The organism is Paenibacillus aceti, from assembly GCF_003614185.1.
Classification (GTDB): Bacteria; Bacillota; Bacilli; order Paenibacillales; family Paenibacillaceae; genus Fontibacillus; species Fontibacillus aceti.
The window spans coordinates 5,012,904-5,037,005 of sequence record NZ_KZ987724.1 but is presented as its reverse complement, the minus strand read 5'-3'; the positions used below and the strand labels follow the sequence as shown (position 1 = coordinate 5,037,005).

Below are 24,102 nucleotides of genomic sequence, written 5' to 3'. Positions count from 1 at the left end.
AAATCCGGTATAGAGCTCTTCTCCCGTAGTCCGATCATTTCCGGTGATCAGGTAGAGACATGCAGGCCGATCCCTGCACTTATACGAGAAAATCTATGAAAAAACGACATTATACACAATGTTTGAAGTATAACGCAAACCATGCGAGGAAATAAAGAGGTATTTCGTGCCTTTCGTGAATTTTTTTCAAAAAGCTGCAAATTTCACGGCGATTTTCAAATTATTATAGGTTAAATGGGTCTGAAATCCTGAGGGATTAGATTGCTAAGGAGCGATTTTAATTCAGCATCCTCCTTATAGGTCTTCTCTCCTGTATCCAGCTCACGCACACGTATCCATTCATAACCGCTGCCGGGCTCAGTCGGTGTAAATATCATTCGATCCCGGTTATCCATTCTAAGTTTATATCCCATCTCCATGAACATCTGCAGGAGATCCTTCTCCGATGGAATTTTCTTGTCTTCCGGTAGAAAAATAAGTCCTCTCAGCTGCTTGACTCCATCCTTATGATGCACGTCAAAGTGAACAATGCACTCCATGAATTCTCATCTCCCTAATTTACTCTTGTCTTTCCAGCATTCCCTTGACCGATAAGCCCCATTCACCCCTTGCCTAAGAACACATTCATAGAAAAAGAAAAAGGCACGGGTTATGACCGAGATTTCCCGACCATTTCGTGCCGTAAGGAAAAACCGTCGTCTTACTACTTATTACGTAGGACCTATCTGATCGTAAGACGTCAATTATTACAACTTAGTGACATATTTTCATATTTCAGGTTGACCCCGGAGCTCAGATTTGTTCTGAGCCACAATGCGGACACCATTTCGTTCCTTTGACCAGTACAGAGGAGCAGATTTGGCATTTTACCGTCTGCAGTCCCGACTCATTATCAGACTCCTTCATACTGGACTCCCTCGTACTGGGTTCCTTCGTATAGGGCTTATCGTTAGATGCGAGATCCGCCTTCACATGATCTACATTTTCCTGCCAAGTGCGAATCCGTCGATCCAATTCCTCCTGCCGTTCACGCTCGCGCTCCAATTGAAGCTGGCGGCGCTCCTCCAGCTCGGGGTCCTCCTCTTTCTCAAGGACCGCCTTCAGAGCGGGGTCCTCCACAAGCGGCGACGTATAGATCCTCGTCTCATCCGAGACAGCGCTCTCCTCTACATGAAGATCCTTCAGCTCATCGACGGAACGATTCGTAATCCGGTCTGGCTTCCCCAGCTTACTTCCACAATAAGGGCAGAACAGTGCGTCCTGAGCTACATTTTTGCCACAAGCCCCGCACAGCCTCTCATTCTTCAGCTCGGCGATCTTGAAGCGAACCTCATCCCGTTCCTCTACAAGCAGATCGCAGGTTTTGGCCAGCTCGAGCATCTCCTTCTCCGCCTCCGACATATCCTTAAGGTGGTACCCCTCATAGAATACCTCGCCCATTTTTTGATAATACAGTCCCAATTCTCGTTCAATATTTGAAATTTGCGTATTCAAACGCCCGATTTCCACAACATTTTGTGCACGATCGGTCATTTTGCCCGCGCTATCTTTAATCTTTCTGAAGAAATTCATGATCGTGTTCCCTCCCCAACGCTACTTACTGAAAACTAAGCAGCCTGCTAATTCTGCAAATATCATAACAGATTTCTAACCGCGGTGAAAACTGTACCTAAGTCTTGTTTTGATTTTGACAAGTTATTCAAGTTACAATAAAAGGGAAGGAAATCTTAAATATAGGAGTAGATTGCCCTGAACACGCCAAACAGTAAAGAAAGTAACAGTGTCCTGCAGAAGCTCAACCTGAAGGAATTGTATTGGGAAATCGGCGAGAATGACCTGCGTAAATTTGAAGAGTGGAAGAAGCTTCCTATCCTATATCAACTTGCACTGGATGAACTAAAGAACAAAATCAAGCTAATTCAAACCGAATGGAAGATCGACAACGGATACAGCCCGATCGAACATATAAAAACACGTATCAAAGAGCCGAAGAGCATTATGAGCAAGCTGCAGCGCAAAGGATATGACGTCACAATCGACAATATCGTCAACAAGATCCATGATATCGCTGGTATGCGTATCGTCTTCTCCTTCGTCCAGGATATATATAGTCTGCTGGATCATCTCAAGCAACGAGATGACATCACCATATTAGAGATCAAGGATTATATCGAGCATCCGAAGCCGAATGGATATCAGAGCCTGCATCTGATCGTCGCCGTACCCCTCACCTTGCTGGAGGGACAGCGCTGGATGAAGGTTGAGATCCAAATGCGCACGCTAGCTATGGATTTCTGGGCCAGCATGGAGCATATCCTATACTATAAATATGAGAAGCAAGTGCCTTATCATGTCGTTGAAGAACTGACCGAAGCCGCCAAAGCCGCAGATGCCCTGGACAAGAAAATGTGCGGTCTGCGCAAAGAGATTATGGGCAGCTCTGAGCCCGTTCACACGGATCACACGGATCACCCGAATCTACTCACGTAAGAAAAAATGATAAGTCGGTCGATCTTATCGCAAAATACGAAGGGGCTGTCCAATAAGTCTCTAAAATAAAAAGTTAGGCGGAAAAACGTCATGTTTTCCGTCCAACTTTTTTTGTGGGCCAAAGCCACAATCCCAAACTCCGTATTTATTCGCGTCGGCTTCGATCCTTGTACCATCTATTAAGATTGCGTGGCGCAAGAGACAAACCCGAACGGTCAGGACTCTTCCCTGATCTAGCGGACAAAAATGTCCGTTAGAGCCTGAGAACGACAACTTAGCTCCTCTAACGGACATTATTGACCCTTAGAAGCACAAAATGTCATTTTTCGCGGCAATTTCCCTTGTAACGGACATTTATGTCCGTTACAAGGGCGGGATGTCACAGAATCAACGCTAACGGACATTTATGTCTGTGTCCGAGTGATCCGGCCAAAACAGGGGGCTGTTCACATCTTTGGGCACGTTTGGGCACGCAAAAGAGGCGCCTTTCAAGTCGGGAGATCGACTTTTGAGACAGCCCCTTCGTATATATTTTTTGAGACTTCATCATGGCTTCTGTGCCCTGAACCGCTTGGCAAGCTGCTCCGCATTCTTGCCTGTCTGCTCAAGGATGAGCGACAGGCCCTGCGCCGCACCTGGCACGCCCGGGAGCAGATTCGTCCAAGCCTGCAGACGATCAGCCTGCACCTGCAGCTTCGCTTGGGACAGGTTGATCTCCACATCATGGAGCTCTGGCCCGGGTTGATGGAGGCGGCCGTTATGGACCATTTCCGCCAGCCATTCGGCGAGGTTCAGCTCCCCCTGCTTGCTCCTGTATGCCGGGGTATCGAGACGCCCGGCGATCCGCTTCAGCTCAGCCTCGGCATCCCTCATCGGCATTTGTGCCGCCCAGCTGTCGAGTACGGCATGGACTAGCGTCTCCGCGGTCCAGCCTAGCCACTCCAGCCGGGTCGCAGCTGTAACCGCGCTCCAAGCGGCCTCTACGCCCTCCAACGCTTCGCTGATATGAGCGCAGCCCATCTGCCCGCAAGAGCAGACAGAGCCGCGTACCATCGCTGCATGAGGGTCCTTACGGGCTTCCTCGTTCAAATGTAGCTGCCGGAAATGCCGGGGCAGCAGATCGGCGACCGCCTCAGCCCCCTCCTCATCAAGAGCTGCGAGTTGCAGCGGAAACTGCTGCAGACGATCGAGCAGATTCTGCCTGGCCTGGTCGAAGAATAGCCGCGGTAGCAGAACGACCCGGCGATTCTGCCCCGCCTCCTCTGGGACTTCCTGTGCAGGAAGCGTGACCCGCAGCCCCTCCGCAGTCAGCTTCAGTTCGACCTGGCTAAGCGCGGGATTTCTACTGCTATGTTCCATTTCAGGCCCTCCCTTACAATCCGCCCTGCAAGGCGATCAGATGATGCAGCTCTTCATTGGACATTTCCGTTAACCAATGCTCGCCGGAGCCGACAACCTGCTCCGATAGCGCCTTCTTCCGCTCGATAAGCTCGTCGATTCGCTCCTCCAGTGTTCCTTGGCAGATCAGCTTATGCACCTCGACGTTCTTCTGCTGGCCAATACGGAACACGCGGTCAGTCGCTTGATTCTCCACCGCTGGATTCCACCAGCGGTCGAAGTGAATCACATGGTTGGCCCGTGTGAGATTCAGACCTACGCCGCCCGCTCGCAGTGACAGTACGAAGAGCGGGGAGCCTTGCCCTTCCTGGAAGGCATGCACCATCTGATCACGGTCATGCTTCGGAACGCCGCCGTGCAAGAAGAACGGGACTCCGCCATACCTTGCCGACAATTGCTCTTGCAGCAGCTCACCCATTTGTACATACTGCGTAAATATCAAAGCCGCCTCTTTATTATCCATAATAAGATCGAGCAATTCGATCAATCGATCCAGCTTCCCGGAGCGCTCCCCATTCGCCGACGATCTTAGGCGAGTCCCGGCAAGACGGGGATGATCGCATATTTGCTTCAGCTTCGTCAGTGAGGACAGAACCAGCCCCTTTCGGGCAATGCCTTCACTGCTGGAGATACGCTCCATCAGTCCGTCCGTGACCGCTTGATACAATCTGGCCTGCTCCGCAGTCAAGCTGCAATAGGATTTCAATTCAATCTTCTCCGGCAGATCCTTGCGGATATCCGGATCACTCTTGAGGCGACGCAGCAGGAAGGGCGCTATCAGCTTGCGCAGCTTCTCAAGCTCAGCATTCTGCCGTTCACCACTACCCGTGAAGCGGGAGCGGAAAGAGGCATGAGAGCCTAAATACCCCGGATTCAGAAAATGAAAAATCGACCACAGCTCGCTCAGGCGATTCTCTACGGGGGTCCCGGTCATCGCAATCCTGTGAGTCGAGCTGAGCTTCATAACGCTCTGTGCCTGCTTCGTGCCGAAATTTTTAATATACTGGGCTTCATCGAGAACGATGGAGCTCCAGGGCACCTCTCTCATTTCCGTGGCATCTCGCCCGGTCAATTGATAGGTCGTCAGCACAATGTCATACTCATGGCACATTTCAAGGAACTGTTCGCCATGCTGACGATCACTGCCATGATGAACATAGAGTCGCATCTGCGGCGCGAATCTGGCGAATTCACGCTGCCAGTTCCCGAGCAGTGAGGTTGGACAGACGATGAGGCTTGGGCCTGCTGCAGAGTGAAGCCCCTCCAGCAGCACCGAGATCACCTGTATCGTCTTGCCCAGTCCCATATCATCAGCGAGTAGCGCGCCGAAGCCCAGCTGACGCATCAAGGCAAGCCAGCGGAAGCCTCGCTCCTGATAAGGGCGCAACGTCCCGTTCAAGGCAGACGGAACGGGCGTGTCAGCCAGCCCGGCCATATAGCTCCCGTTCCCTGCCAGCAGCATGGACAGCATCCCTTCGGCTTCTATTGCATCGATCGGTATCCCGTGAAGATCGAAGTCGTCATCCAGGGATAAATGCATCAGCTCGCGGAAAGTCATCGTCCCTGTCTCTTGGCGCTTCATGAATTTGAGCACTTGCCTGATTTGCTTCGTATCGATCTCGATCCATTCTCCGTGGAACAGCACGAGCGACGATTTCGATGCTGACAGCTCGACCAGTTCCTCGTAGCTCAGTGGAGCATCATTCAGAATAGCTTGCGCCTCGAAGCTGATCAATTTGTCGATACCCAGCTTCGGGGCATCAACTGTAGATCCCCCTTCTCCTCCCCCGGACCATCCGGCAGCCTTGAGCTTCACGCCCACATGGCGCCGTCCTTCCTTCGTCCAGCGCGTAGGCATCTGTACCGTTACTCCCTGCTTGCGCAGCGCGGATACCGACTTGCTCAAGAAAGTATACATCTGTTGAGGATGCAGAATGATCGACTCAGGGCAGGGTCCCTGCATCGCTTCCTTGATCACAGGAGCGATATGAGCCGCCTTGCTTAATCGCAGCAGCAAGTGCTGCTGCACATCCTTATACTGGCGCTCATGAATCTCCATGTCCCGCTGCGGATAGCCCCACACCAAGCCTGCAGGCAGCAGCACTCTCGGGTCCTCGACACCTTCTGCCCAGAATGAGAGCCGCCAGAGCTGCTCGCTCTGCCCCTTCGACTTGAACGGGGCATCTGGCAATGGCTTAGCCCGCCCGCCTATCAAGTTAGCCTCATCCTCCTGAGGCTCCTCTGGCTCAATCCGCAGGCATAACCGAAACGACCCGATGCTCTTGCCCTCTGGCTCCTCCTCTTGATCGCTCGGAGGCCGGCCGCCAGTCTCCGTAATATCCACGATGAGCTGGCCGATTTCCGCCAACGGTCCCTGAAGATTGGAAGGGGCGTCACCGCTGCTGAGCAATTCATTCCACCATAATTCCGCCATTGGAGAATAGCCTCTCCTATATCTGGCTCGCGCTGCATTCAAGCCGCGCCCAAGCTGCTCATATCCTCTACGTACTTCATAATCGATCATGGCCGATAGGAAGGAATATAGCAGACCCATCTGACGGTTCAGAATAGAGCCTTCCTCCTGCCCAGTACCAAGCTGCACCGCTGCCAGGCAGATCGGCGGCATTGCCTCAGCCAACTGCCGGAAGCGGGCCTCATCCTCCGTATCGGTTAAGGAAGGCACCCAGACGGACTGGGCTGATGCCTGACCCGTGCGTCTTCTTCCACTCATCTGTCTCGGTCTGATGCCCGGCGAAATCCTGCCACGCAGCATCAGCTCCAGCGCAAAGCGGGCCGCCTTACTCCAAAATTCGAACTCTCCACCTGCCTGAATTTGCTGAGAGGCCAACTGCCCCGCATCGTAATTCAGCAGCATTTCCCATGTATCCTGAACCGGAAGGGCAAGACCCTCCAGCGTCCTGCCGATCAATCCCTTACGTTCCGAGGCGCCTGCTCGCCCATACCCGGCGGAGACCGGGTATCTGACTTCCGCAAGCCGCAGTGCAGCATGCTGAAACGGCCGCGTCCCTGGCTCTAGCGTGAGCTTCCGTACAGCAGCCGTCCAGGCGTCTACTCTCGCCTCCGACACCTCACCGGAGAAACAGAACAGAACCTCTCCCAGCCATATTCCAAAAAGACGTTGATTCATGCTGATCTCCCGCCATTTCTTTAAATACCAAACATTAACCCATCCTTACTATTTTATACGAAATATAAACTAATATAAACTCGATGGAAGTTTGTACAGCGGATAAGAAAACCGTCAAGGCAGATCGCCCTGACGGTTTTCTATAGTTTGGGGAATATAAATGCTAATATGCAGCTATATTGCCCCTTGCTTCCCGAAACAGAAGATATAGCTGCAGTTATACAACTACTCACATGTTTTCTCCTTCAAATCCTGGCTTAAGCAAGAGAATAGTTGTATATCCGCATCTATATCCTGATTTCAAGCTAACTTCCCGGGGAATAAGTGTATTTCTGCAACTAACTTACGCGATTTTATAAATTGCGACCCATGCCTCTTAGTGCTACTAAGACCTCTTCAAAGCGATGACCTCGATTTCGACCAGGCCATCCTTGGGCAGTCGAGCCACCTCCACAGCGCTACGAGCCGGATAAGGCTCGGCGAAGAAGGAGCCGTAAATTTCATTAACCTTGGCAAAATCGTTCATATCCTTCAGGAAGACCGTTGTCTTCACAACCTGGTCAAGCCCGGTGCCCGCCGCCTCCAATATCGCGCTGACATTACGGAGCGACTGAGTCGCCTGCGCCTCAAGCCCCTCTGCCAACTGGCCCGTCTCCGGTATCAACCCAAGCTGCCCGGAGGCAAATATGTACTCCCCTGCTTGCACGGCCTGAGAGTAAGGCCCGATCGCCCCAGGTGCCGCCGTTGTTGCTATCGCTTGCTTTGCCATTTCAATCCCGCCTTTTGCGAATATTCATTAATTCTATTAATTGTATCCGCTAATGAATGCTCATCGCAACCTCTCATTTCCTTCATCGCCCAAAAATTGTTATGATAATGCTATCGTTGATTGACGATTGAACAAACTTCTACGAGGTGGTGTATTCTTGCGGCAGTATCTATCCAAAGATTATCTTCGTGCATTATGCTTCTCAGCTTCAATAGGCTTGATGGGTCTGTTCTACGGCTTGCTTAATAATGGAGGCCGGAATGTCCATGTCCTGACCTCTCCGATCGATGACTGGCTTCCACTCATCCCGTCGATGGCCATCCCTTATATCGGCTGGTATCCTTATATCATCATCGGGATTCTTTATCTCTGTTACAAGGATAGATCGGCCTATTATCGCACGATTATCGTCATGAACATCGGACTTATTGTCTGCTATTTCATTTACTTCTATTACCAGACCACCGTTATACGTCCCGAGGTGATTCCTGACACCTGGGATAAGAAGCTGTTGCTCGATTATGTATACGGGGTGGACAATCCATATAACTGCTTTCCAAGTATTCACGCCCTGCACTCCTATGTCATTATGAGGGGAGCACTGGCTGCAAGAACGATTCGCAAATCGGTCAAAGCCGCCTTCATTGCCGGAGCCGTATTAATTATTATCTCGACCCTGCTGGTGAAGCAGCATGTAATCTACGATGCATTGGGCTCCATAATTTTAGGTGAAATTGTATTTATAATTATTACGAAAGTATGGAACAGCTACTCGCGTGCGCGCCAAGGTTCGACATCCCGCGCTGCACTAACCAAGCCGCCGAGACCTGATCAGGACGTAAATTTATAGCTCTGCAAAAATAGGGGCTGTCTCAAAAATCGATCTTCCGACTTGAGACGCCCCTTTTGCGTGCCCAAAAATGTGAACATCTCGGATTGCCGTTATTTCGCGCAAATTATTCTTTAGACGCTGCTACATCAAGCTCAGTTCTTCTCATCATTTCCACGAATAAGCCCACAAAATAAGGGTCCCACTGCGTTCCCCGGCCTTCCTCCAGAATAGCTAACGCCGTCTTTCGGTCCAGTCCTGCACGATAGGGACGGTTGGAGGTCATCGCATCGAAGGCATCCGCAACCGCGATAATCCGGCCAAATAACGGGATTTCCTCACCTTTAAGCCCATCAGGATATCCTTTGCCATCATATCGTTCATGATGCGAGCGGACTCCGGGCAGAATCGGAGCCATGAAACTCGTCGGCTCAATCTGCTTCAATATCGTCTCACCTAGCACCGGATGTTCCTTGATTTGCTCCCATTCCGCTTCGGTCAGCTTGCCCTCTTTTAACAGAACCGAATCACGAATTCCTATCTTGCCTATATCATGAAGAAGTGCTGACTGACGTAGCTCATTCATCTCCCGCTCGTTCAATTTGGCAAGCCTGCCGATGAGAACCGCATAATCCGCTACTCTCAGGGAATGCCCGGCCGTATAAGGATCTCTGGCATCCAGGGCAGCCGCCAAGGTGGCGAAATAGCTCTCCACCAATTGATTGTTGCGGGCGTTCTGCACATTGATCCCACGCAGCATATGGTTAAATCCCCACACCAATCGAGAGAACTCATCAGAGAATAGATCGCTCGCCCCGGTATGCATATGACCAATTTGCACATCAGACATACGTTCATATAAATGCTGAATCGGCAGGACAATTTCCCGTGTAAGCAGTCTGGAACCGATAAATGAGTAGCCAAGTCCTATCACCAATACGCCGAGCGCCCAATACCAATAAGAGGTTATTCGGCCCATATTCCAGCCTTCTACCCCGAACTGAACGCATAGCCCATATAGCAGCAGTGGGATCGCCCCCATCAGGAATAGGCTCCATCTTAATTTGCGCTTCAGTGGGATGAATACGCGGCCGCCAAGGGACAGCTCTCTGCCGAACTGTGCGAAGGACTGGGTACATAACTCGGTCAGAACCGGTCGAACATAATTATAGGTCAGGTAAAATTCAATCAAAGTGTGCATCCCGACGATCAGTGCTCCGGTAACGAACACCAGCATGACATAATAATAAGGAATCGACAGTTGGCCGGTATGGATAAACAGCAACGTCAAACCGACCAAAGGCAGCATGAGTCCGAATAAATGAGGACCGAGAATACGCCTTGCCGCCAGCTCCGGATACCGATGCGCCCGGAAATACACGTTCTGCATGGACTGGAAGCTATCCACCCCTTCAAGAAACGCCAATTTGATCGGCTTGATCTGCCGCTTGAGTATAATAGCTTCCAGCACCAGCATGGTACATACTGAGACAGCCAGGATGCCAATGATGAGATAACACTCCTGCTGACTAAGGCTAAACGGCATAAATATCATTAACCCACCGATAGTTACGATGGCGATCACAGCACCTACTACGTACTGAAGCAGAAGACGAGAGACGAATGTCTTATATACCGTCAAGGGATGTCATTCCTTCCATCTTGTAGTTGCCATCTTCTTCCTTATTTATCGGCAAATACGGGTTAACATTTCATAACAGTATGCAAATAAAAAAAATCGTTTGTATAATAATACAGTAAGGTACTAAATTAAACTTGGAGGCAGGCTATGGATTCAACAACTATGACGAATTCCATCGTGATCCTATTGGCCAGCCTGTTGCTTATCGGTGTATTCGCAACCAAATTTTCCACGCGTTTTGGCTTGCCGGCACTCGTATTTTTTATCGCTGCAGGAATGGTTCTCAATCGGTTCATCTATTTTGACAATGCTTTTTTGGCGCAACTGGTCGGTACCTTCGCCTTAATCGTCATTCTGCTAGGAGGCGGGATGCAGACGAAGTTCCAGACGATCAAGCCCGTCATCCCCACCGCATTGTCGCTGGCAACGCTAGGCGTCATTATAACTACGGTCGTTATTGGGATCTGTGCAATGTATATCCTCGATTTATCCTTGGCGGAGGCGCTACTGTTCGGTGCGATCGTCGGCTCAACGGATGCGGCTGCCGTATTCTCTGTGCTTAGCGGGAAGAATATCAAAGAGCGTATCTCTGCTACGCTTGAAGCGGAGTCTGGCAGCAATGACCCCATGGCTGTCTTTCTTACGGTTACGCTGATCGAGTGGATTCAGCGCCCTGATCATGCGCTGCTGCCGCTGATCCTGAGCTTCTGCCGAGATATGGGGCTGGGGCTGTTGTTAGGGCTCGTATTCGGCTGGCTTGCGGTCAAGACGATCAATAATATGAATTTTGACTCTTCGGGTCTCTATCCCGTCATGGCGATCGCCTTCTCGATTCTCACTTACGGGGTTACCGGCCTGCTTCACGGCAGCGGACTTCTTGCGGTATATGTGATGGCCCTCGTGCTCGGGAACAGCGACCTCACTCATCAGCAATCTATTCTGCAGTTCAATGAAGGTTTTGGCTGGATCATGCAGATCACTATGTTCACCTTACTCGGTCTGCTCGTATTCCCGAGCCAGCTTCCGAAGATCGTACTGCCGGGATTGGCCCTATCCATGCTGCTCATGTTCGTCTCCCGCCCGATCGGCGTGTTCATCAGCACCCTTTTCACCAGGATCCCCTTCAAAGAGAAAATCCTGCTATCCTGGGCTGGGCTGCGCGGAGCTGTTCCGATTGTTCTCGCAACCTACCCGTTGATGAGTGGATTACCGCATGGGGCGCTGTATTTCAATGTAGTCTTCTTCGTCGTGTTGACCTCCGCTGTTATCCAGGGGGCTACGATCTCTCCTCTGGCTGAGAAGCTCAGTTTAACCGATGCAACGAAGCGGCCGCAACATTCCCTGCTTGAACTCGTCGCTCTTGGCAAGACGAAATCGGAGATTAATCATTTATATGTTCTGCAGGACATGAGTGTGGTCGGCAAAGAATTGCAGGAGCTTGAGCTGCCAAATGAGGCACTGGTCACGGCGGTCATCCGTGGAGAACAGATTGTAACCCCGCGCGGGAATACTCAAATTCATGCCGGAGATACTTTATATGTGCTCGGTCCCAAATCACAGCGCGAAGCGATCAAGAAAATTTTTATATAAGCATGATTTAACCTTAAATGCGGAAAGCTACTATATTAATGGGGAAAAAATATCTCCTTAAAAATATTTCAAAAATAAATTAAAAAATTACTTAAAATCAAAGTAATCGTTTCCATTACTGAAACACCGCGGTATGTTTGAATTTTGGTTTGGACAAGGTGTTGTTTTATGTCACACACCCAGTGACATTTTTCACATTGCTGTATATGTTTATATGCTAAAATTCCATCGAACAGAGCTTTTGTGATTACATTCACTAGCTCGAGATACCTTGTCTCCCAAGGCTTCACTATTAAAATGTCCAAAACATTTTAATATACATTCTTTAAGTACAAACTGGAGGTCATTTACTATGAAAAAGGCATCTATTATTTTGCTTAGCAGCGTGTTGTTGCTCGGTCTCCTTGCAGGCTGCGGCTCAAGCAAAAATGGCGGGAACAACGCAGCAAGCAACACACCTACGAATAACAGCAGCAGTAACAACAGTGCAGGCTCCAATGCAGAAGCAGGCGCTTATAAAGATGGCGTATATTTCGCAAAAGGTGAAGTTGACGCTGAGTCCGGCTGGCAGTCCATCATGACCCTGACAGTATCCGGCGGTAAAATTACCGATGTAGAGTGGAATGCCATCAGTGACAAAGCTCCTGTCGACAAGATCACTTATTCCAAAGAAGGCAAGTACGGTATGAAGGCTGGCGGCGCTGCTTCGGAATGGCATGAACAAGCTGAAGCCCTCGACAAATTCCTGATCGAAAAACAAGACCCTACAGCCATCACACTGAATGATGAAGGCAAGACTGACGCTGTATCCGGTGTATCCATCCATGTTGGCGACTTCGTTAACCTGGCCAAAGCTGCTCTTGATGCAGGCCCAGTTGAAGTTGGCCCATACAAAGACGGAACCTATCATGCAGAAGGCGACAGCTTCAGTAAATCCGGCTGGAAAGATACTGTAGACATCGTCGTTGCTGCAGGCAAGATCGTAAAAGCTAACTTCAGCGGTGTAAATGAAGCTGGCGAGGACAAGAAACAAGCTTCCATCGATGGCAAGTACGGCATGAAAGCTGGCGGAGCCCAGGCTGAATGGCATGAGGAAGCAGCTACAGCTGAGCAATACCTCGTTGAGAACCAAGATGCTTCCGCTCTGAGCTTCAACGAAGAAGGCAAGACCGATGCCATCTCTGGTGTAACGATCTCTGTCCAATCCTACTATGATTTGGCTATCAAAGCGCTTGATCAAGCCAAATAAATTACTGCAACAATTCGCCCTGTGCGATTATTACTTAATATAAGAAGGTGACCCTTTTGAAGAAAATTGTCGTTCTTGGCGGCGGTTACGGCGGTGTTACGACATCCAAACATCTTGCCAAACTGTTCAAGAAAGATAAAGATGTGGAGATCCAACTGATCGATCGCAATCCTTATCACACCCTGCTGACGGAATTGCATGAAGTTGCAGCAAATCGTGCACAAGAAGATTCAGTAAAGATTGAACTTAAGAAAATCTTCCAAGGTCAGAAAGTCGATGTTGTACTTGATTCTATTGATGGCATCGATTTCAATGCCAAACAGCTTCATTCAGCTAAAAACACCTACAAATACGACTATCTCGTCATCGGTACTGGCTGTAAGCCAACGTTCTTCGGCATTCCAGGTGCTGAGGAGCATTCACTCACATTGTGGTCCTATGAAGATGCCGTTCGTCTGAAGCATCAAGTGCGCCGCATGTTCAGCGAAGCTGCCAAAGAGACGAATGCAGCTAAACGCCAAAAAATGCTCTCCTTCATCGTCGTTGGCGCCGGATTTACGGGTGTTGAACTGATTGGTGAGCTTGCAGAGTTCCGCGATGAGCTCTGCAAGGAGTTCTTCATCGATCCTAGTGAGGTTAAGCTTACTGTTGCCGATATGGCTCCGAAGATCCTGCCTATCCTTCCGGATAAGCTGATCGACAAAGCAGCCAAACGCTTGAAGAAGATGAACGTTGATATCGTAACAAGCGCGAAAATCACCGGTGTTAAAGCATCCAGCGTTGTGCTAGGCGACAAAGAGCTTGAAGCTGACACTATCGTCTGGACCGCAGGGGTTGAAGGCTCCGACCTCGTTGGCAAGCTTGATGTGAAACAGGAAGGCCGCAAACGGATCGTCACCAACGACAAACTTCAAAGCGTAGATCACGAGAATGTATATATCGTTGGGGATAACATCTTCTATATTCCAGAAGGCGAGACTCGTCCTGTACCACAGATGGTTGAGAATGCCGAGCAAGCCGCTCCGGTAATCGCTCATAACATTTATGCAGACGTTCATAACAAACCGAAGAAATCCTATAAACCAGGCTTCCATGGTACGATGGTATGTATCGGTAGCCGCTACGGGGTAGCCAATGTCGGTATGCCGAACAAGATGTTCATGGTTAGCGGCTTCCTGGCTATGTTCTTCAAGCATATGATTAATATGTATTACTTGTTCACGGTATGTGGCTTCAATAAAGTATGGACTTATATGATGCATGAATTCTTCCATGTAAACAACCGCAGAAGCTTCGTAGGCGGACATTTCTCGAAACGCTCGCCGAATTTCTGGCTGCTGCCGCTGCGTATCTTCGTAGGCTACAAATGGCTAGAAGAAGGTATCGACAAGCTGCCTAAGATTCTGAAGGATCCGAACAACATCTTCCTGATCCCTGCTTCTACGAAAGCTGGCGACGCTGTATCGGCAGCCAGTGAGGCAGCTGGCGCAGTAACGCAAACTGTAGATGCTCAATCTGCTGCATCTGCTGTAGAGAGTGCTTCGACTGCAGTAACCGCATTACCGGTTCCAGGCTTCATCAAGAGTATAGTTGAATGGTCCATGGACATTTTCTTCTATACTTCAGACGGTGGTTATACCGCTCTTGCTACGGTGTTCCAATTCTTCATGGTATTTGCGGAAATCGGGATCGGCATTTGCCTCATCCTCGGCCTGTTCACCGCTGTATCGTCGGCGGTTACGGTTGGTCTGGGCGTTATGATCTGGTCCTCCAGCATGGCTTCGACGGAAATGATCTGGTACATGACCGCAGGCGTTGCCCTGATCGGTGGTTCCGGCAGCATGTTCGGCCTGGACTACTACGTTCTGCCATGGCTTAAGAAACAATGGAAGAAAATCCCGTTTGTTCGTAGATGGTATCTATATACGGACTGATCTTCCTAACTAAGATATATTAGCAAATAGTTCGTATTAGAGTAATGTGCGCCTGCCGTACATTACTCTAATTTTTACCATATCTTTAATTCGAAGAATTACCATAACTGATCATGGCATTTCCCTGCATAATTTTCTATCCAAGTGTCTAGCTTACTTACTTGATAATGAATTGCAGTGAATCATTCCCCATCGCAATTTTAGCTGGAATATGCCAAATCGGTGTCAGGCTCCCTGCAAACCTACCTGCTATTTAAGTGAGTGTTCAAAAAGTCTGATTTCCCGTATCGCAGCTTAGGTTTTTCAGCACCGAGAAGGTTGGATGAAACTTTTTGAACTACCTCTTTAAGGAGTGTGCCCTATGGAAACAAAGCTCGTTCAAGATGCTTGTCTTTTGTTGCAGGGTGAAATTTCGCCCGAATCTGGCATTCACCTCAAACTACAGCAAGAAGACGTTCTACCCATGGTCAGCCTACTGGATCAATATGATCTGACCCCTGTCCGTAAACAACGTCACTTGTCTATTTACATCGCAATCAAGCTCGCCCTTCAGAGCCATATGTGCTGTGATAATTGCACTGGGGAAACACTCACCCGCAAGGTGCTGAACGGCGACTACCTATACAGTCTGTATGTGCAACTATGCCTGAAATGGGAAGAGTATGACCTGCTTACCCATCTGGCCCCGATCGTCAAACGAATTCAAATCAAGCATGTAGAGGGTAATCCCCAAGATACGCTGCTGATTGAAGGCTGGGAATGGTTCCTTCAGTTCGAAGGGAATTGCAGCAGAGCGATCCAGGCGATATAATTCTCTAGTTGTCTCCTTGTGCAGCAAGAAGACACTCTTAATTAGAGGAGGGACCTTCTCATGAAGCTTGATGAGGCATTAGATATCTCGCTGCGGGCAGTAGATCGCGAAATTCAGAATATCGTTAAGTACGATAAGGATGTTCCGCGTTCCTCTACGCTGGCGAAGAGTATCATCGATCAGATTCAATCGGGCGGCAAACGCATCCGTCCTTTAATGGTTATTGTCGGCAGCCGTTTTGGTAAGCCTCAGGATAAACGCAAGATCTGGCAGCTGGCAGCAGCGGCTGAATTCATTCATGCCGCTTCTTTAATTCATGACGATATAATCGATAATTCATCACTTCGGCGTGGTCAGCCAGCGCTACACGTTAAGCTAGGCGTCTACGAGGCGCTGCATGTTGGCAACTATATGTCAGCCCGTGTCATAGAGCTAATCTCTACATATTCTGCAGAGCGTGAGCGCTATGCTTATGATCTGTCGTCATTAGTTACGACACAGCTATGCATCGGGGAATATCAGCAGCTAACTCATCTGTATGATTATGACGTTACGATTGAGGAATATATTGAGAAATCAAAAAATAAGACGGCCCAGCTCATGGCCTCTTGTCTCCGCATCGGCGCACTCGCCGCTGGCGTAGACGAGGCTACAGCTGATCTGCTCTACAGCTTCGGAGAGAAGCTAGGGATCTCCTTCCAGATTCGTGACGACATACTTGATTTCACGCAGTCCTCGGAGAAATTGGGCAAGCCTGCCGGAAGCGATTTGCGTCATGGCCAGGTTACACTGCCGGTGCTGTTTGCGCTCGAGGATGAGCCTCTGGCTCCGCGAATCCGCGCAATTTCGGCAGACACTCCGTCGCAGCTGATCGATCCCGTCATTGCAGCCATCCAGCAATCCGATGCGCTCGCCAAGACCGAGCAGCTAAGCAAGCATTATCTGGACGAGGCCGCAGCCCTCATCGATCAATTGAGTGCCTATCCTGCACATAAGGATTTGCGTGTGCTGCTAGACTTCTTTAGTGGAAGAGATCGGTAAACGATAATTAAAAAAGGCGGACTTCCTTTAACAGATTCATGTATCTGTAGAGGGGGCCGCTTTTTTGTTACTCTAGTATGCTCGTTGTCGCCGTCGTAGTGTGTAAAGCCTGCATATTTGCATCTTTTTACCTTGCACGGGGATTTTCGCAGTGGGCGCAAAGGGTTTGCGGCTCGAGTTAGTAGTTTTTTGTGGTGACACGAATGGGGTTTACGCCCGATTTAGACGCGCAAAAGCCAAGCCTGCCTTTTTGCAGACTTGGCCCATACGGTTCCGCATATAACCTATTTCGATATCTCCCCACTCGTCTACAGCAGGAAGAAGTCCGCCATCGTACAGAAGAGGATGACCATGCTGATGACTTGATTTAGGTTGTAGGATGCGATATTCATCCGTTTTCGGTTCGATGGCTTGATGATTTTATGCTCGACCATCAGCAGGGCTACTGCGATAACGATACCGAGTATATAGAGCCAGCTTAAATGACGGATCGGGATCAAGACAACGAGCAGCAGCACCATAATAGCATGGAGGCCTGCGGCGATCCGCAGCCCATTCTTCAGTCCGAAGAAGCTCGGTATGGACCATAGTCCATGACTGCGGTCGAAATCGATATCCTGCGATCCGTAGATGATGTCGAAGCCGGCGATCCACAGCATGACGATCGTGCCGAGAATGAACGGTGTGAAGGCGAACTTCCCCGTCACAGCGAACCAGGCGCCGATCGGCGCCGAAGCGATCGAGAAGCCCAGATACAGATGACTTAGAAAGGTGAATCGCTTCGTATATGAATACGATGAGATCAGGAAGATAGCGACCGGCGACAAAATAAAGCAAAGTGTATTCAGCATCGCCGCGGCAAAAATAAAGATCGCGTAATTGACGACGACGAAGATCAGCACTTCCTTCGCATCGAGCAGCCGTCTTGGCAGATGGCGATGCGCCGTCCGCGGATTCTGCTCGTCGAATACACGGTCTACGACGCGATTGAAGGCATTTGCTCCATTCCTGGCAGCGATCAACGCGATCAGTCCCCAGAGCATGACACGCCCGGAAGGGAGCCCTCCTGCCGCCCATACCATCGAAATGATGGCAAACGGCAGGGAGAATAACGTGTGTGAGAACATGACCAGCTCGCCATATAGCTTGATCTTCGAGCCAATTTTTTTGGCATATTCCATGGATTCCACTCTCCTTCTTATTCCATAACACGCACACTATGCAACTTTTTCATGGAATAATGTTAGAGCTCAATTGTCTCTAGCTCATTACAATTTGCAGTGAAGACCGCAGCGCATTAAGCATCTCCTCAACATCCTGTGCTGTAATGACAAGCGGCGGCTGGAAAGCCAGCACATTACGATCTACGCCGTTCTTGCCAATAATGAATCCGCGGTCTTTCATTTCTTCAAGCACCTCATCAATCAAAGCTGCTCCGCGCGCCGGATCATCCGCGCATAGCTCAGCTCCCACCATCAGACCTGCTCCGCGCACGTCAGAGATTTCCCTGTAACGCTCGGCAAGCTCTCTCAGCCCTGACATAAGCTGCTCACCAAGCTTGGCAGAGTGCTCAACCATTCCATGCGCTTCGATATAATCAAGGACAGCCAGGCCGGTTACAGAGGATACCGGATTGCCCCCGAAGGTGGAGGCAGATGGACGTGTGAAGCTGGCCGCAATCTTATCGGTCGAAGCAAAGGCCGCGATCGGAATGCCGCTTCCCAGTGCTTTGGCCATCGTAATAATATCCGGAACGACTCCCCAGCGGCTCATCGCAAACATCTCTCCGGTACGGCCGAAACCGGTCTGAATTTCATCATCAATCATCAGTACGCCATATTGCTCAAGCAGCGCCTTCACTTCAGGAAAATACCAGTCCGGCGGAACGATAATTCCGCCATTGCCCTGGATCGGTTCAACGATCATCGCGGCGATGGAATCCCCCTTCTCAGCTAGGACGGCCTTCAAAGCGTCAATCGAGCGCCGGGCGGCTACATCTGCATCTACTCCATATTCATATGGACGCGGAATAAACGTTACATCCTCCGCTCCGGGCTGCGCCAATTGCGGATCAGCCCGCCACATCGTAAGGCCAGTCACGCTCATCGTTAAGTAAGTACGCCCGTGCAGCCCCTGCTCCAAGGCAATGAAACCCTTGCGTCCAGTGTGCAAGCGAGCCAGCAGCATCGCGCCTTCATTCGCTTCCGAACCGCTGTTCACGAAGAAGGTTCGGCGCAGCTCCCCAGGCAATACGTCAGCCAGACGCTCAGCCAGATCAACGTTCGGCTGTGTCAAATACAGCGTACAGGTATGCTGTAAAGTCTTGAGCTGTTCTGCTGTACGCTTGGCTATGTCAGGATTACAGTGACCGCTGGCACAGACAGAGACACCGGCGAAGAAATCGGTGTATCGCTTGCCGTCATGTCCGTACATATACTGCATCTCGCCCTTAACGATCTGAGGAGGATTACGATAGAAATAGCTGGTGCAAGGATAGAAATACTGACTGCGCTTCTCAAGAACACCTTCAGGTCCGATATATTGATGCATCTTTCATGCTCCTTCCGTGTGAATCTTTTATTACAAAACCGGTTAAAATGAATTATATTACCATTACGATTTAATACTGGTTGTGACAGCCTCTTCCTTCATCCCCAGGCTCTTCCCTACATCGCCGCCATCGAACTGCAATGCTCCAAGCGTATAGCCTGCATAGACGGATGTCATACCCGTGTAAGTCTGCTCCGCTGTCTCAGGGTTAGCAATAGCCGCTTTATAGGCGCTCACAATTTGCTGCAATTGCTCCGGCTTGTAGGTCGCACCCTCAATACGCAATACAGACAGCCCTGCTTCCAGCAGCTCGCGCACAACCGGCATCAAGCACAGCTCTTTAGCCATCATCAGATGACAACGACCGTGTACATCCCGATACACCGGGTTCTCCCCTTTATCCGTCTTCATCACGAGAATGCTGTTATTTACGAAATAATTCTCCTCTTCACCGATCGGCTCGAATATTTCCGTATTTTCATATAAATCATGTTCCATATACATTAACGCTGGAGAGCCATGTACGATAACCTCCATAGGCGGGTTCGTATGATCCAGCAGCGCAGCCAGATCATTCAGCGGCAGCTCCATCGAAGCGGTAAGTCGTTCTACGCCGAGCCGATGATAGAATTCCGCCGAAATACGATTATAGACATTCAGATTGTAATCCCCGATCAGCGGGTATCCAGCATTCGCAAATTTATGAATAGCACCGAGATTAGTGACCATAATGCCATCGATCGGCAGCCGATCTCCTGACAAAAGACCATCATACATCTCGAATTGCAGCTCATTCATCATACGCGGCAGGCATAGATAGATCTTCGCCTTCCCTTTATCTGCAGCCAGCTCATGGATCTCCTCTTTAGTAAATGCATGATCCGGTTCGAATACATCACCCGACAGATAGATATGATCGGCTCCCGCAGATAAAGCTGCCTTCGCTTGAGCTACATTGTTGACATGTACCGACACCTCGGCCGTGGACGCAGATGGTTTACGGATTTCAGCGAGCTTGTCGCGAATCGCATCCAATCTTTTCTCCCCAAGCTCTCTCTCCGCCGTAGGCGTACTGAACACCTTGCCAGTGCTATAGAACTTGCCGGTACCTTCATAGCGCTTATTAATATTCGATAATCCAGGACGTCCGAAGGCGTATGCCGTGGAAAAATCACGCTTGCGGTTCTCGTAGAGCAGCTTCGAGTCGCGCGTCCGCTCAAATCCGACCGGATCGGCGATATAGCGATCAATCGCGTCGCCATAAGCATTGACCAGCATCAATACGAATGCGGTATCGCGCATGCGGCCCTCTATTTTAAAGGAGGTAATGCCGCCATGGATCAGCTCTGGTATATTCTCATACATGTACATATCCTTAACTGCTAGAGGGTACTCGGCCGGGAAGACATATCCATCCTTCTTGATCCGATAATCCCAGCGGCACGGCTTCATACATTTCCCGCGGTTGCTGCTCATCCCGAATACCATCGAGCTGAAATAACAGTTAGCCCCATGCACCGAGCACATATCCCCATGCACGAAATATTCTATTTCAATCCCTGTCACTGCTTTAAGATAACGGGTCTCTTGCAGATCCATCTCCCGGGAAGAAACCACTCGCGATACACCCAACTCCTGCAGCGCCTTCACCATCTCCACATTATGCACATTCATCATCACGGAGGAATGGACGGCAAGCGACAGATTCATTTCCTTAATTAACTCTAAAATAGCAAAATCCTGAACGATCAAGGCATCCACACCTGCGCCATCGAGGAACTGCAAATAATCCCGTGCCTCATCAAGCTCATTCTCGTTCAGCAGATTGTTGACGGTGATATATACTTTTTTATCTAAGGAGTGAGCCATCTTGGCAGCCTCCACGATCTCCTCGCGCGTGAAATTATAGCCTTTGCGCATAAGCCGCATGTTCAAGCTCGGTCCACCGAAATAGACCGCATCGCAATTCGCCTGAATCACTTCCTTGAAGATTTCGAAGGTGCCTGCCGGTGCCAGCAATTCAACTTCTTTTCCATTAAAATAACGTGCCATGACGTTTCCCTCCAGCCCAGTATTTTTATATGAATCGATATGTCAGAACGACCGCGACCAGAAGCACATAGCTGAGTACAAACCAGGTATCCTTGGTCTGCCATGTCAGCAAATGATATTCCGATCGGGGTGCCCCGACGATATAGCCTCTTGATTCCATCGACAGTACTAGTTCCTCTGCCCGACGAAAGGCGCTGACCGTCACCGGTACGAGCAAAGATAGGAGCAGCTTCCCCTTCTCCTTCCACGGCAGTTCCTTAATATCCGCGCCGCGCGCCGCTTGTGCTTTAAGTATTTTGTGCGTCTCGTCGAGAATGGTTGGTATGAAGCGTAGTGCGATGCTCATCATCAGCGTCAGGCGCTGCGTCTTAATGCCGATCTTCTGCAGCGGCTTCAACACGCCGTCCAGACCTTGATTCAGCAATCCCGGTGTCGTCGTAAACGTAAGAATCGCTGTAAAAGAAACCAGCAAGGCCATTCTGGCCGCCGCGATGAATCCGCTCTTTAAGCCGCCGGCATATAAAGCCCAGCCGCCAATCTGCAAAACAACCTCGCCGCTCTCCACCGTCAGACTTTGCACAACAAAAATAAAAACCATAAGTACCCATAACGGCTTGGCGGCCTTCACGAAATATTTCAGCGGAATCCGCGTCGCCAGCATATAAACAATGGAAAAAACCACAGTGACGAGCAGCATCGGCCAGGAACCGACAGCTATAATCGCGATGAGATAGAGTATCATCCCCGTAATTTTGGCTCGTGGATCAAGTCTGTGAATGGGGGACCCTGTGTCGATACAGCGGCCGAATAGCAACTTATCCCGCATCGCCAGCTCCTCCTCCCCATGTAGGCGGATGAACCTCATGCTCATATAAAGCAGCTACCCGTTCGGCAATAGCCTCAGCGCTCAAGCAGGGCTCCTCTTGCTCCAAACCGAGCTTGATCGCCAGCTGATTCCAAAGCCGAATGCATTCCGGAAGAGCCAGACCAGCCTCCGATAAATGCCGCTCTTCACGAACCAGCTCAGCGGGCGTGCCTTGAAATATCGGTGTGCCGTCCTTCATCACGATCCAGGACTCCGCATACGGCAGCATTTCCTCGATGCGATGCGTAACGACGATGACCGTCTTGCCCTCCTCGCGCTGCAGCCGGGATAGCAGCTGGAGCAGCTCTGCCCGGCTCTGCGGATCAAGCGTAGCCGTAGGCTCATCCAGCGCGATAATATCCGGCTCCATCGTCAGGATCGAGGCGATCGCCACCTTGCGCATCTGCCCACCGCTAAGATGAAACGGATTGCGCGGCAGAAATGAATCGTCTAGCCCCAGCATTTCCAGCGCCCGACTGGCCCGATCCTTTGCTTCCTCCAAAGGTACTCCGAAGTTAAGCGGACCGAAGCAAAGATCCTTCTCTACGGTATCCTCGAATAATTGCTGCTCTGGGAATTGAAATACAAGACCGACACGCCGCCGCAGCTCACGCAGCGGTCCTTTATCCCCTGCTCCTATTGTGAAATCTAGCACTTTCACTCTTCCAGCAGTAGGCTTCAGAATCCCATTAAGATGCTGGAGCAGCGTGGATTTGCCTGAGCCAGTTATGCCGGCAATACCGACGAAGCTGCCCGGCGTTATGGAGAGACTGACATCGGCCAACGCGCCGTGTCTCCATAAGCTGCGATCATCATAAGCGAAGCTTACTTGCTCGAAATGTACCGACATAGCTGCTCACTCACCTCCTCGATGTCTTGGCCAGGATCAAGCTCAATGCCCCGGCTGCTCAACTCCTGAATCAGACGCACCCGGAACGGGGCGATCAGACGGCAGGAACTCAGCAGCTCTTGATTGCGGAACAGCTCCAAGGGGCTGACATCAGCCGCTACTCCGCCATCCTTCAGGACGATTGCCCGATCGGAAGCTAATATCTCTTCAGCATCATGGGTAATAGAGATGATCGTATATCCGCCACTCTCGCTCATCTCTCGCATAATCAATTGCAGTTCCCCACGCGCCTTCTCATCCAGCATAGAAGAGGCTTCGTCGAAGATAACGATGCCCGGCTCCATCGCCAATGTCGCAGCAACGGCCACCCGTTGCTTCTGCCCGCCGGACAACTCCGCAGGGTGCTTGGACAACAGATGACCGATCTCCAGTTTATCCGCATAGCGCTTCACTCGTTCTACCATCTCATCTCGGGGCAAGCAGCGCCCTTCCAAACCGAAGGCGATATCCTCTTCAACGGTTGCACCGATAAATTGATTATCTGGGTTCTGGAAGACCATGCCGATCCGCGGCCGAAGATGTGTAATCGATTCCTGATTCATCTCGGTACCTTCAACGTAAATCTTGCCGGCATTTGCCGCTAACAGCCCGCCAAGTAATTTGGCGAGTGTCGACTTCCCGCTGCCATTAGCGCCGACCAGGGTAACCCAGCTGCCCGCCGTAATTCGCAGATTGATATTATCGAGAATTTGCTGCTGCGGATGATAAGCAAAGGACACCTGCTGCAATTCATATGCCAGTACCGTGTCTTTCATTTTTCTCTCCTCCTCCGCCTTCTCATACAGTCACCGCCTGTTAAGCCTCTCTTACCAGTTATAGCTGCT

19 protein-coding genes and 1 riboswitch are annotated in these 24,102 nt (G+C 50.2%); of the genes, 7 read left to right on the top strand and 12 right to left on the bottom strand.

Annotated elements, in window-relative coordinates:
* Window positions 1-6 precede the first annotated feature (6 nt).
* Window positions 7-107, bottom strand: a riboswitch (purine riboswitch).
* Between the two features lie 123 nt (window positions 108-230).
* Window positions 231-539 (bottom strand): hypothetical protein, encoded by a 309-nt coding sequence (locus BFJ94_RS22540; protein WP_120464652.1) that lies wholly within the window; start codon window positions 537-539, stop codon window positions 231-233.
* A 253-nt stretch (window positions 540-792) separates the two neighbouring features.
* The gene (locus BFJ94_RS22535) at window positions 793-1,572 is read right to left on the bottom strand and encodes a zinc ribbon domain-containing protein (protein ID WP_120464651.1); all 780 of its coding nucleotides are present in this window, start codon (window positions 1,570-1,572) and stop codon (window positions 793-795) included.
* Window positions 1,573-1,749: 177 nt separating this feature from the next.
* Between BFJ94_RS22535 and BFJ94_RS22530 the strand changes: the two genes are divergently transcribed.
* The gene (locus BFJ94_RS22530) at window positions 1,750-2,490 is read left to right on the top strand and encodes a GTP pyrophosphokinase (protein WP_120464650.1); all 741 of its coding nucleotides are present in this window, start codon (window positions 1,750-1,752) and stop codon (window positions 2,488-2,490) included.
* A gap of 546 nt (window positions 2,491-3,036) precedes the next feature.
* Here BFJ94_RS22530 and BFJ94_RS22525 read toward each other — a convergent pair.
* The 3 genes from BFJ94_RS22525 to BFJ94_RS22515 all read right to left on the bottom strand — a co-directional run bounded on the left by BFJ94_RS22525 (window position 3,037) and on the right by BFJ94_RS22515 (window position 7,805).
* On the bottom strand, window positions 3,037-3,849 hold the full coding sequence (locus BFJ94_RS22525) for a hypothetical protein (RefSeq protein ID WP_120464649.1): 813 nt from the start codon (window positions 3,847-3,849) through the stop codon (window positions 3,037-3,039).
* A 13-nt stretch (window positions 3,850-3,862) separates the two neighbouring features.
* Window positions 3,863-7,036, bottom strand: a complete 3,174-nt coding sequence (locus BFJ94_RS22520) for a DEAD/DEAH box helicase (RefSeq protein WP_120464648.1) — start codon at window positions 7,034-7,036, stop codon at window positions 3,863-3,865.
* A gap of 385 nt (window positions 7,037-7,421) precedes the next feature.
* Complete coding sequence (locus BFJ94_RS22515; protein WP_120464647.1) at window positions 7,422-7,805, bottom strand: RidA family protein; 384 nt, start codon at window positions 7,803-7,805, stop codon at window positions 7,422-7,424.
* A 157-nt stretch (window positions 7,806-7,962) separates the two neighbouring features.
* Between BFJ94_RS22515 and BFJ94_RS22510 the strand changes: the two genes are divergently transcribed.
* A complete protein-coding gene (locus BFJ94_RS22510) occupies window positions 7,963-8,655 on the top strand; it encodes a phosphatase PAP2 family protein (protein WP_120464646.1) in 693 nt (230 codons plus the stop codon).
* A 106-nt stretch (window positions 8,656-8,761) separates the two neighbouring features.
* Here BFJ94_RS22510 and BFJ94_RS22505 read toward each other — a convergent pair whose 3' ends face one another.
* On the bottom strand, window positions 8,762-10,276 hold the full coding sequence (locus BFJ94_RS22505) for an HD-GYP domain-containing protein (RefSeq protein ID WP_120464645.1): 1,515 nt from the start codon (window positions 10,274-10,276) through the stop codon (window positions 8,762-8,764).
* Window positions 10,277-10,423: 147 nt separating this feature from the next.
* Here BFJ94_RS22505 and BFJ94_RS22500 point away from each other — a divergent pair, with 147 nt between their 5' ends.
* The 5 genes from BFJ94_RS22500 (at window position 10,424) to BFJ94_RS22480 (ending at window position 16,901) form a co-directional block, all read left to right on the top strand.
* Window positions 10,424-11,866 (top strand): potassium/proton antiporter, encoded by a 1,443-nt coding sequence (locus BFJ94_RS22500; protein ID WP_120464644.1) that lies wholly within the window; start codon window positions 10,424-10,426, stop codon window positions 11,864-11,866.
* Between the two features lie 352 nt (window positions 11,867-12,218).
* A complete protein-coding gene (locus BFJ94_RS22495; protein WP_120464643.1) occupies window positions 12,219-13,115 on the top strand; it encodes an FMN-binding protein in 897 nt (298 codons plus the stop codon).
* Between the two features lie 56 nt (window positions 13,116-13,171).
* The gene (locus BFJ94_RS22490; protein ID WP_120464642.1) at window positions 13,172-15,049 is read left to right on the top strand and encodes an FAD-dependent oxidoreductase; all 1,878 of its coding nucleotides are present in this window, start codon (window positions 13,172-13,174) and stop codon (window positions 15,047-15,049) included.
* A gap of 361 nt (window positions 15,050-15,410) precedes the next feature.
* Window positions 15,411-15,860 carry a hypothetical protein gene (locus BFJ94_RS22485; RefSeq protein ID WP_120464641.1) on the top strand — a complete coding sequence of 150 codons (450 nt, stop codon included), beginning with the start codon at window positions 15,411-15,413 and terminating at the stop codon, window positions 15,858-15,860.
* A gap of 60 nt (window positions 15,861-15,920) precedes the next feature.
* Entirely contained in the window at window positions 15,921-16,901 is a 981-nt protein-coding gene (locus tag BFJ94_RS22480) for a polyprenyl synthetase family protein (protein WP_120464640.1), read from the top strand.
* Window positions 16,902-17,209: 308 nt separating this feature from the next.
* Here BFJ94_RS22480 and BFJ94_RS22475 read toward each other — a convergent pair whose 3' ends face one another.
* The 6 genes from BFJ94_RS22475 to BFJ94_RS22450 all read right to left on the bottom strand — a co-directional run bounded on the left by BFJ94_RS22475 (window position 17,210) and on the right by BFJ94_RS22450 (window position 24,033).
* The gene (locus BFJ94_RS22475) at window positions 17,210-18,082 is read right to left on the bottom strand and encodes a UbiA-like polyprenyltransferase (protein ID WP_120464639.1); all 873 of its coding nucleotides are present in this window, start codon (window positions 18,080-18,082) and stop codon (window positions 17,210-17,212) included.
* A gap of 79 nt (window positions 18,083-18,161) precedes the next feature.
* A complete protein-coding gene (locus BFJ94_RS22470) occupies window positions 18,162-19,451 on the bottom strand; it encodes an aspartate aminotransferase family protein (protein ID WP_120464638.1) in 1,290 nt (429 codons plus the stop codon).
* A 63-nt stretch (window positions 19,452-19,514) separates the two neighbouring features.
* Window positions 19,515-21,503, bottom strand: a complete 1,989-nt coding sequence (locus BFJ94_RS22465) for a peptidase U32 family protein (RefSeq protein WP_120464637.1) — start codon at window positions 21,501-21,503, stop codon at window positions 19,515-19,517.
* 25 nt (window positions 21,504-21,528) lie between these two features.
* A complete protein-coding gene (locus BFJ94_RS22460; RefSeq protein ID WP_120464636.1) occupies window positions 21,529-22,329 on the bottom strand; it encodes an energy-coupling factor transporter transmembrane component T family protein in 801 nt (266 codons plus the stop codon).
* A complete protein-coding gene (locus BFJ94_RS22455) occupies window positions 22,319-23,218 on the bottom strand; it encodes an energy-coupling factor transporter ATPase (protein WP_120464635.1) in 900 nt (299 codons plus the stop codon). The genes BFJ94_RS22460 and BFJ94_RS22455 overlap by 11 nt, the downstream gene beginning before the upstream one ends.
* On the bottom strand, window positions 23,194-24,033 hold the full coding sequence (locus tag BFJ94_RS22450; RefSeq protein ID WP_120464634.1) for an ATP-binding cassette domain-containing protein: 840 nt from the start codon (window positions 24,031-24,033) through the stop codon (window positions 23,194-23,196). The genes BFJ94_RS22455 and BFJ94_RS22450 overlap by 25 nt, the downstream gene beginning before the upstream one ends.
* Between the last annotated feature and the right edge of the window lie 69 nt (window positions 24,034-24,102).

Excerpts from the sequence above, each read along its gene's own strand:
- BFJ94_RS22540 (WP_120464652.1), bottom strand. The coding sequence starts at position 539 with ATGGAGTGCATTGTTCACTTTGACGTGCATCATAAGGATGGAGTCAAG.
- BFJ94_RS22535 (WP_120464651.1), bottom strand. The coding sequence starts at position 1,572 with ATGAATTTCTTCAGAAAGATTAAAGATAGCGCGGGCAAAATGACCGAT.
- BFJ94_RS22525 (WP_120464649.1), bottom strand. The coding sequence starts at position 3,849 with ATGGAACATAGCAGTAGAAATCCCGCGCTTAGCCAGGTCGAACTGAAG.
- BFJ94_RS22520 (WP_120464648.1), bottom strand. The coding sequence starts at position 7,036 with ATGAATCAACGTCTTTTTGGAATATGGCTGGGAGAGGTTCTGTTCTGT.
- BFJ94_RS22515 (WP_120464647.1), bottom strand. The coding sequence starts at position 7,805 with ATGGCAAAGCAAGCGATAGCAACAACGGCGGCACCTGGGGCGATCGGG.
- BFJ94_RS22500 (WP_120464644.1), top strand. The coding sequence starts at position 10,424 with ATGGATTCAACAACTATGACGAATTCCATCGTGATCCTATTGGCCAGC.
- BFJ94_RS22495 (WP_120464643.1), top strand. The coding sequence starts at position 12,219 with ATGAAAAAGGCATCTATTATTTTGCTTAGCAGCGTGTTGTTGCTCGGT.
- BFJ94_RS22485 (WP_120464641.1), top strand. The coding sequence starts at position 15,411 with ATGGAAACAAAGCTCGTTCAAGATGCTTGTCTTTTGTTGCAGGGTGAA.
- BFJ94_RS22480 (WP_120464640.1), top strand. The coding sequence starts at position 15,921 with ATGAAGCTTGATGAGGCATTAGATATCTCGCTGCGGGCAGTAGATCGC.
- BFJ94_RS22475 (WP_120464639.1), bottom strand. The coding sequence starts at position 18,082 with ATGGAATATGCCAAAAAAATTGGCTCGAAGATCAAGCTATATGGCGAG.
- BFJ94_RS22470 (WP_120464638.1), bottom strand. The coding sequence starts at position 19,451 with ATGCATCAATATATCGGACCTGAAGGTGTTCTTGAGAAGCGCAGTCAG.
- BFJ94_RS22465 (WP_120464637.1), bottom strand. The coding sequence starts at position 21,503 with ATGGCACGTTATTTTAATGGAAAAGAAGTTGAATTGCTGGCACCGGCA.
- BFJ94_RS22460 (WP_120464636.1), bottom strand. The coding sequence starts at position 22,329 with ATGCGGGATAAGTTGCTATTCGGCCGCTGTATCGACACAGGGTCCCCC.
- BFJ94_RS22455 (WP_120464635.1), bottom strand. The coding sequence starts at position 23,218 with ATGTCGGTACATTTCGAGCAAGTAAGCTTCGCTTATGATGATCGCAGC.
- BFJ94_RS22450 (WP_120464634.1), bottom strand. The coding sequence starts at position 24,033 with ATGAAAGACACGGTACTGGCATATGAATTGCAGCAGGTGTCCTTTGCT.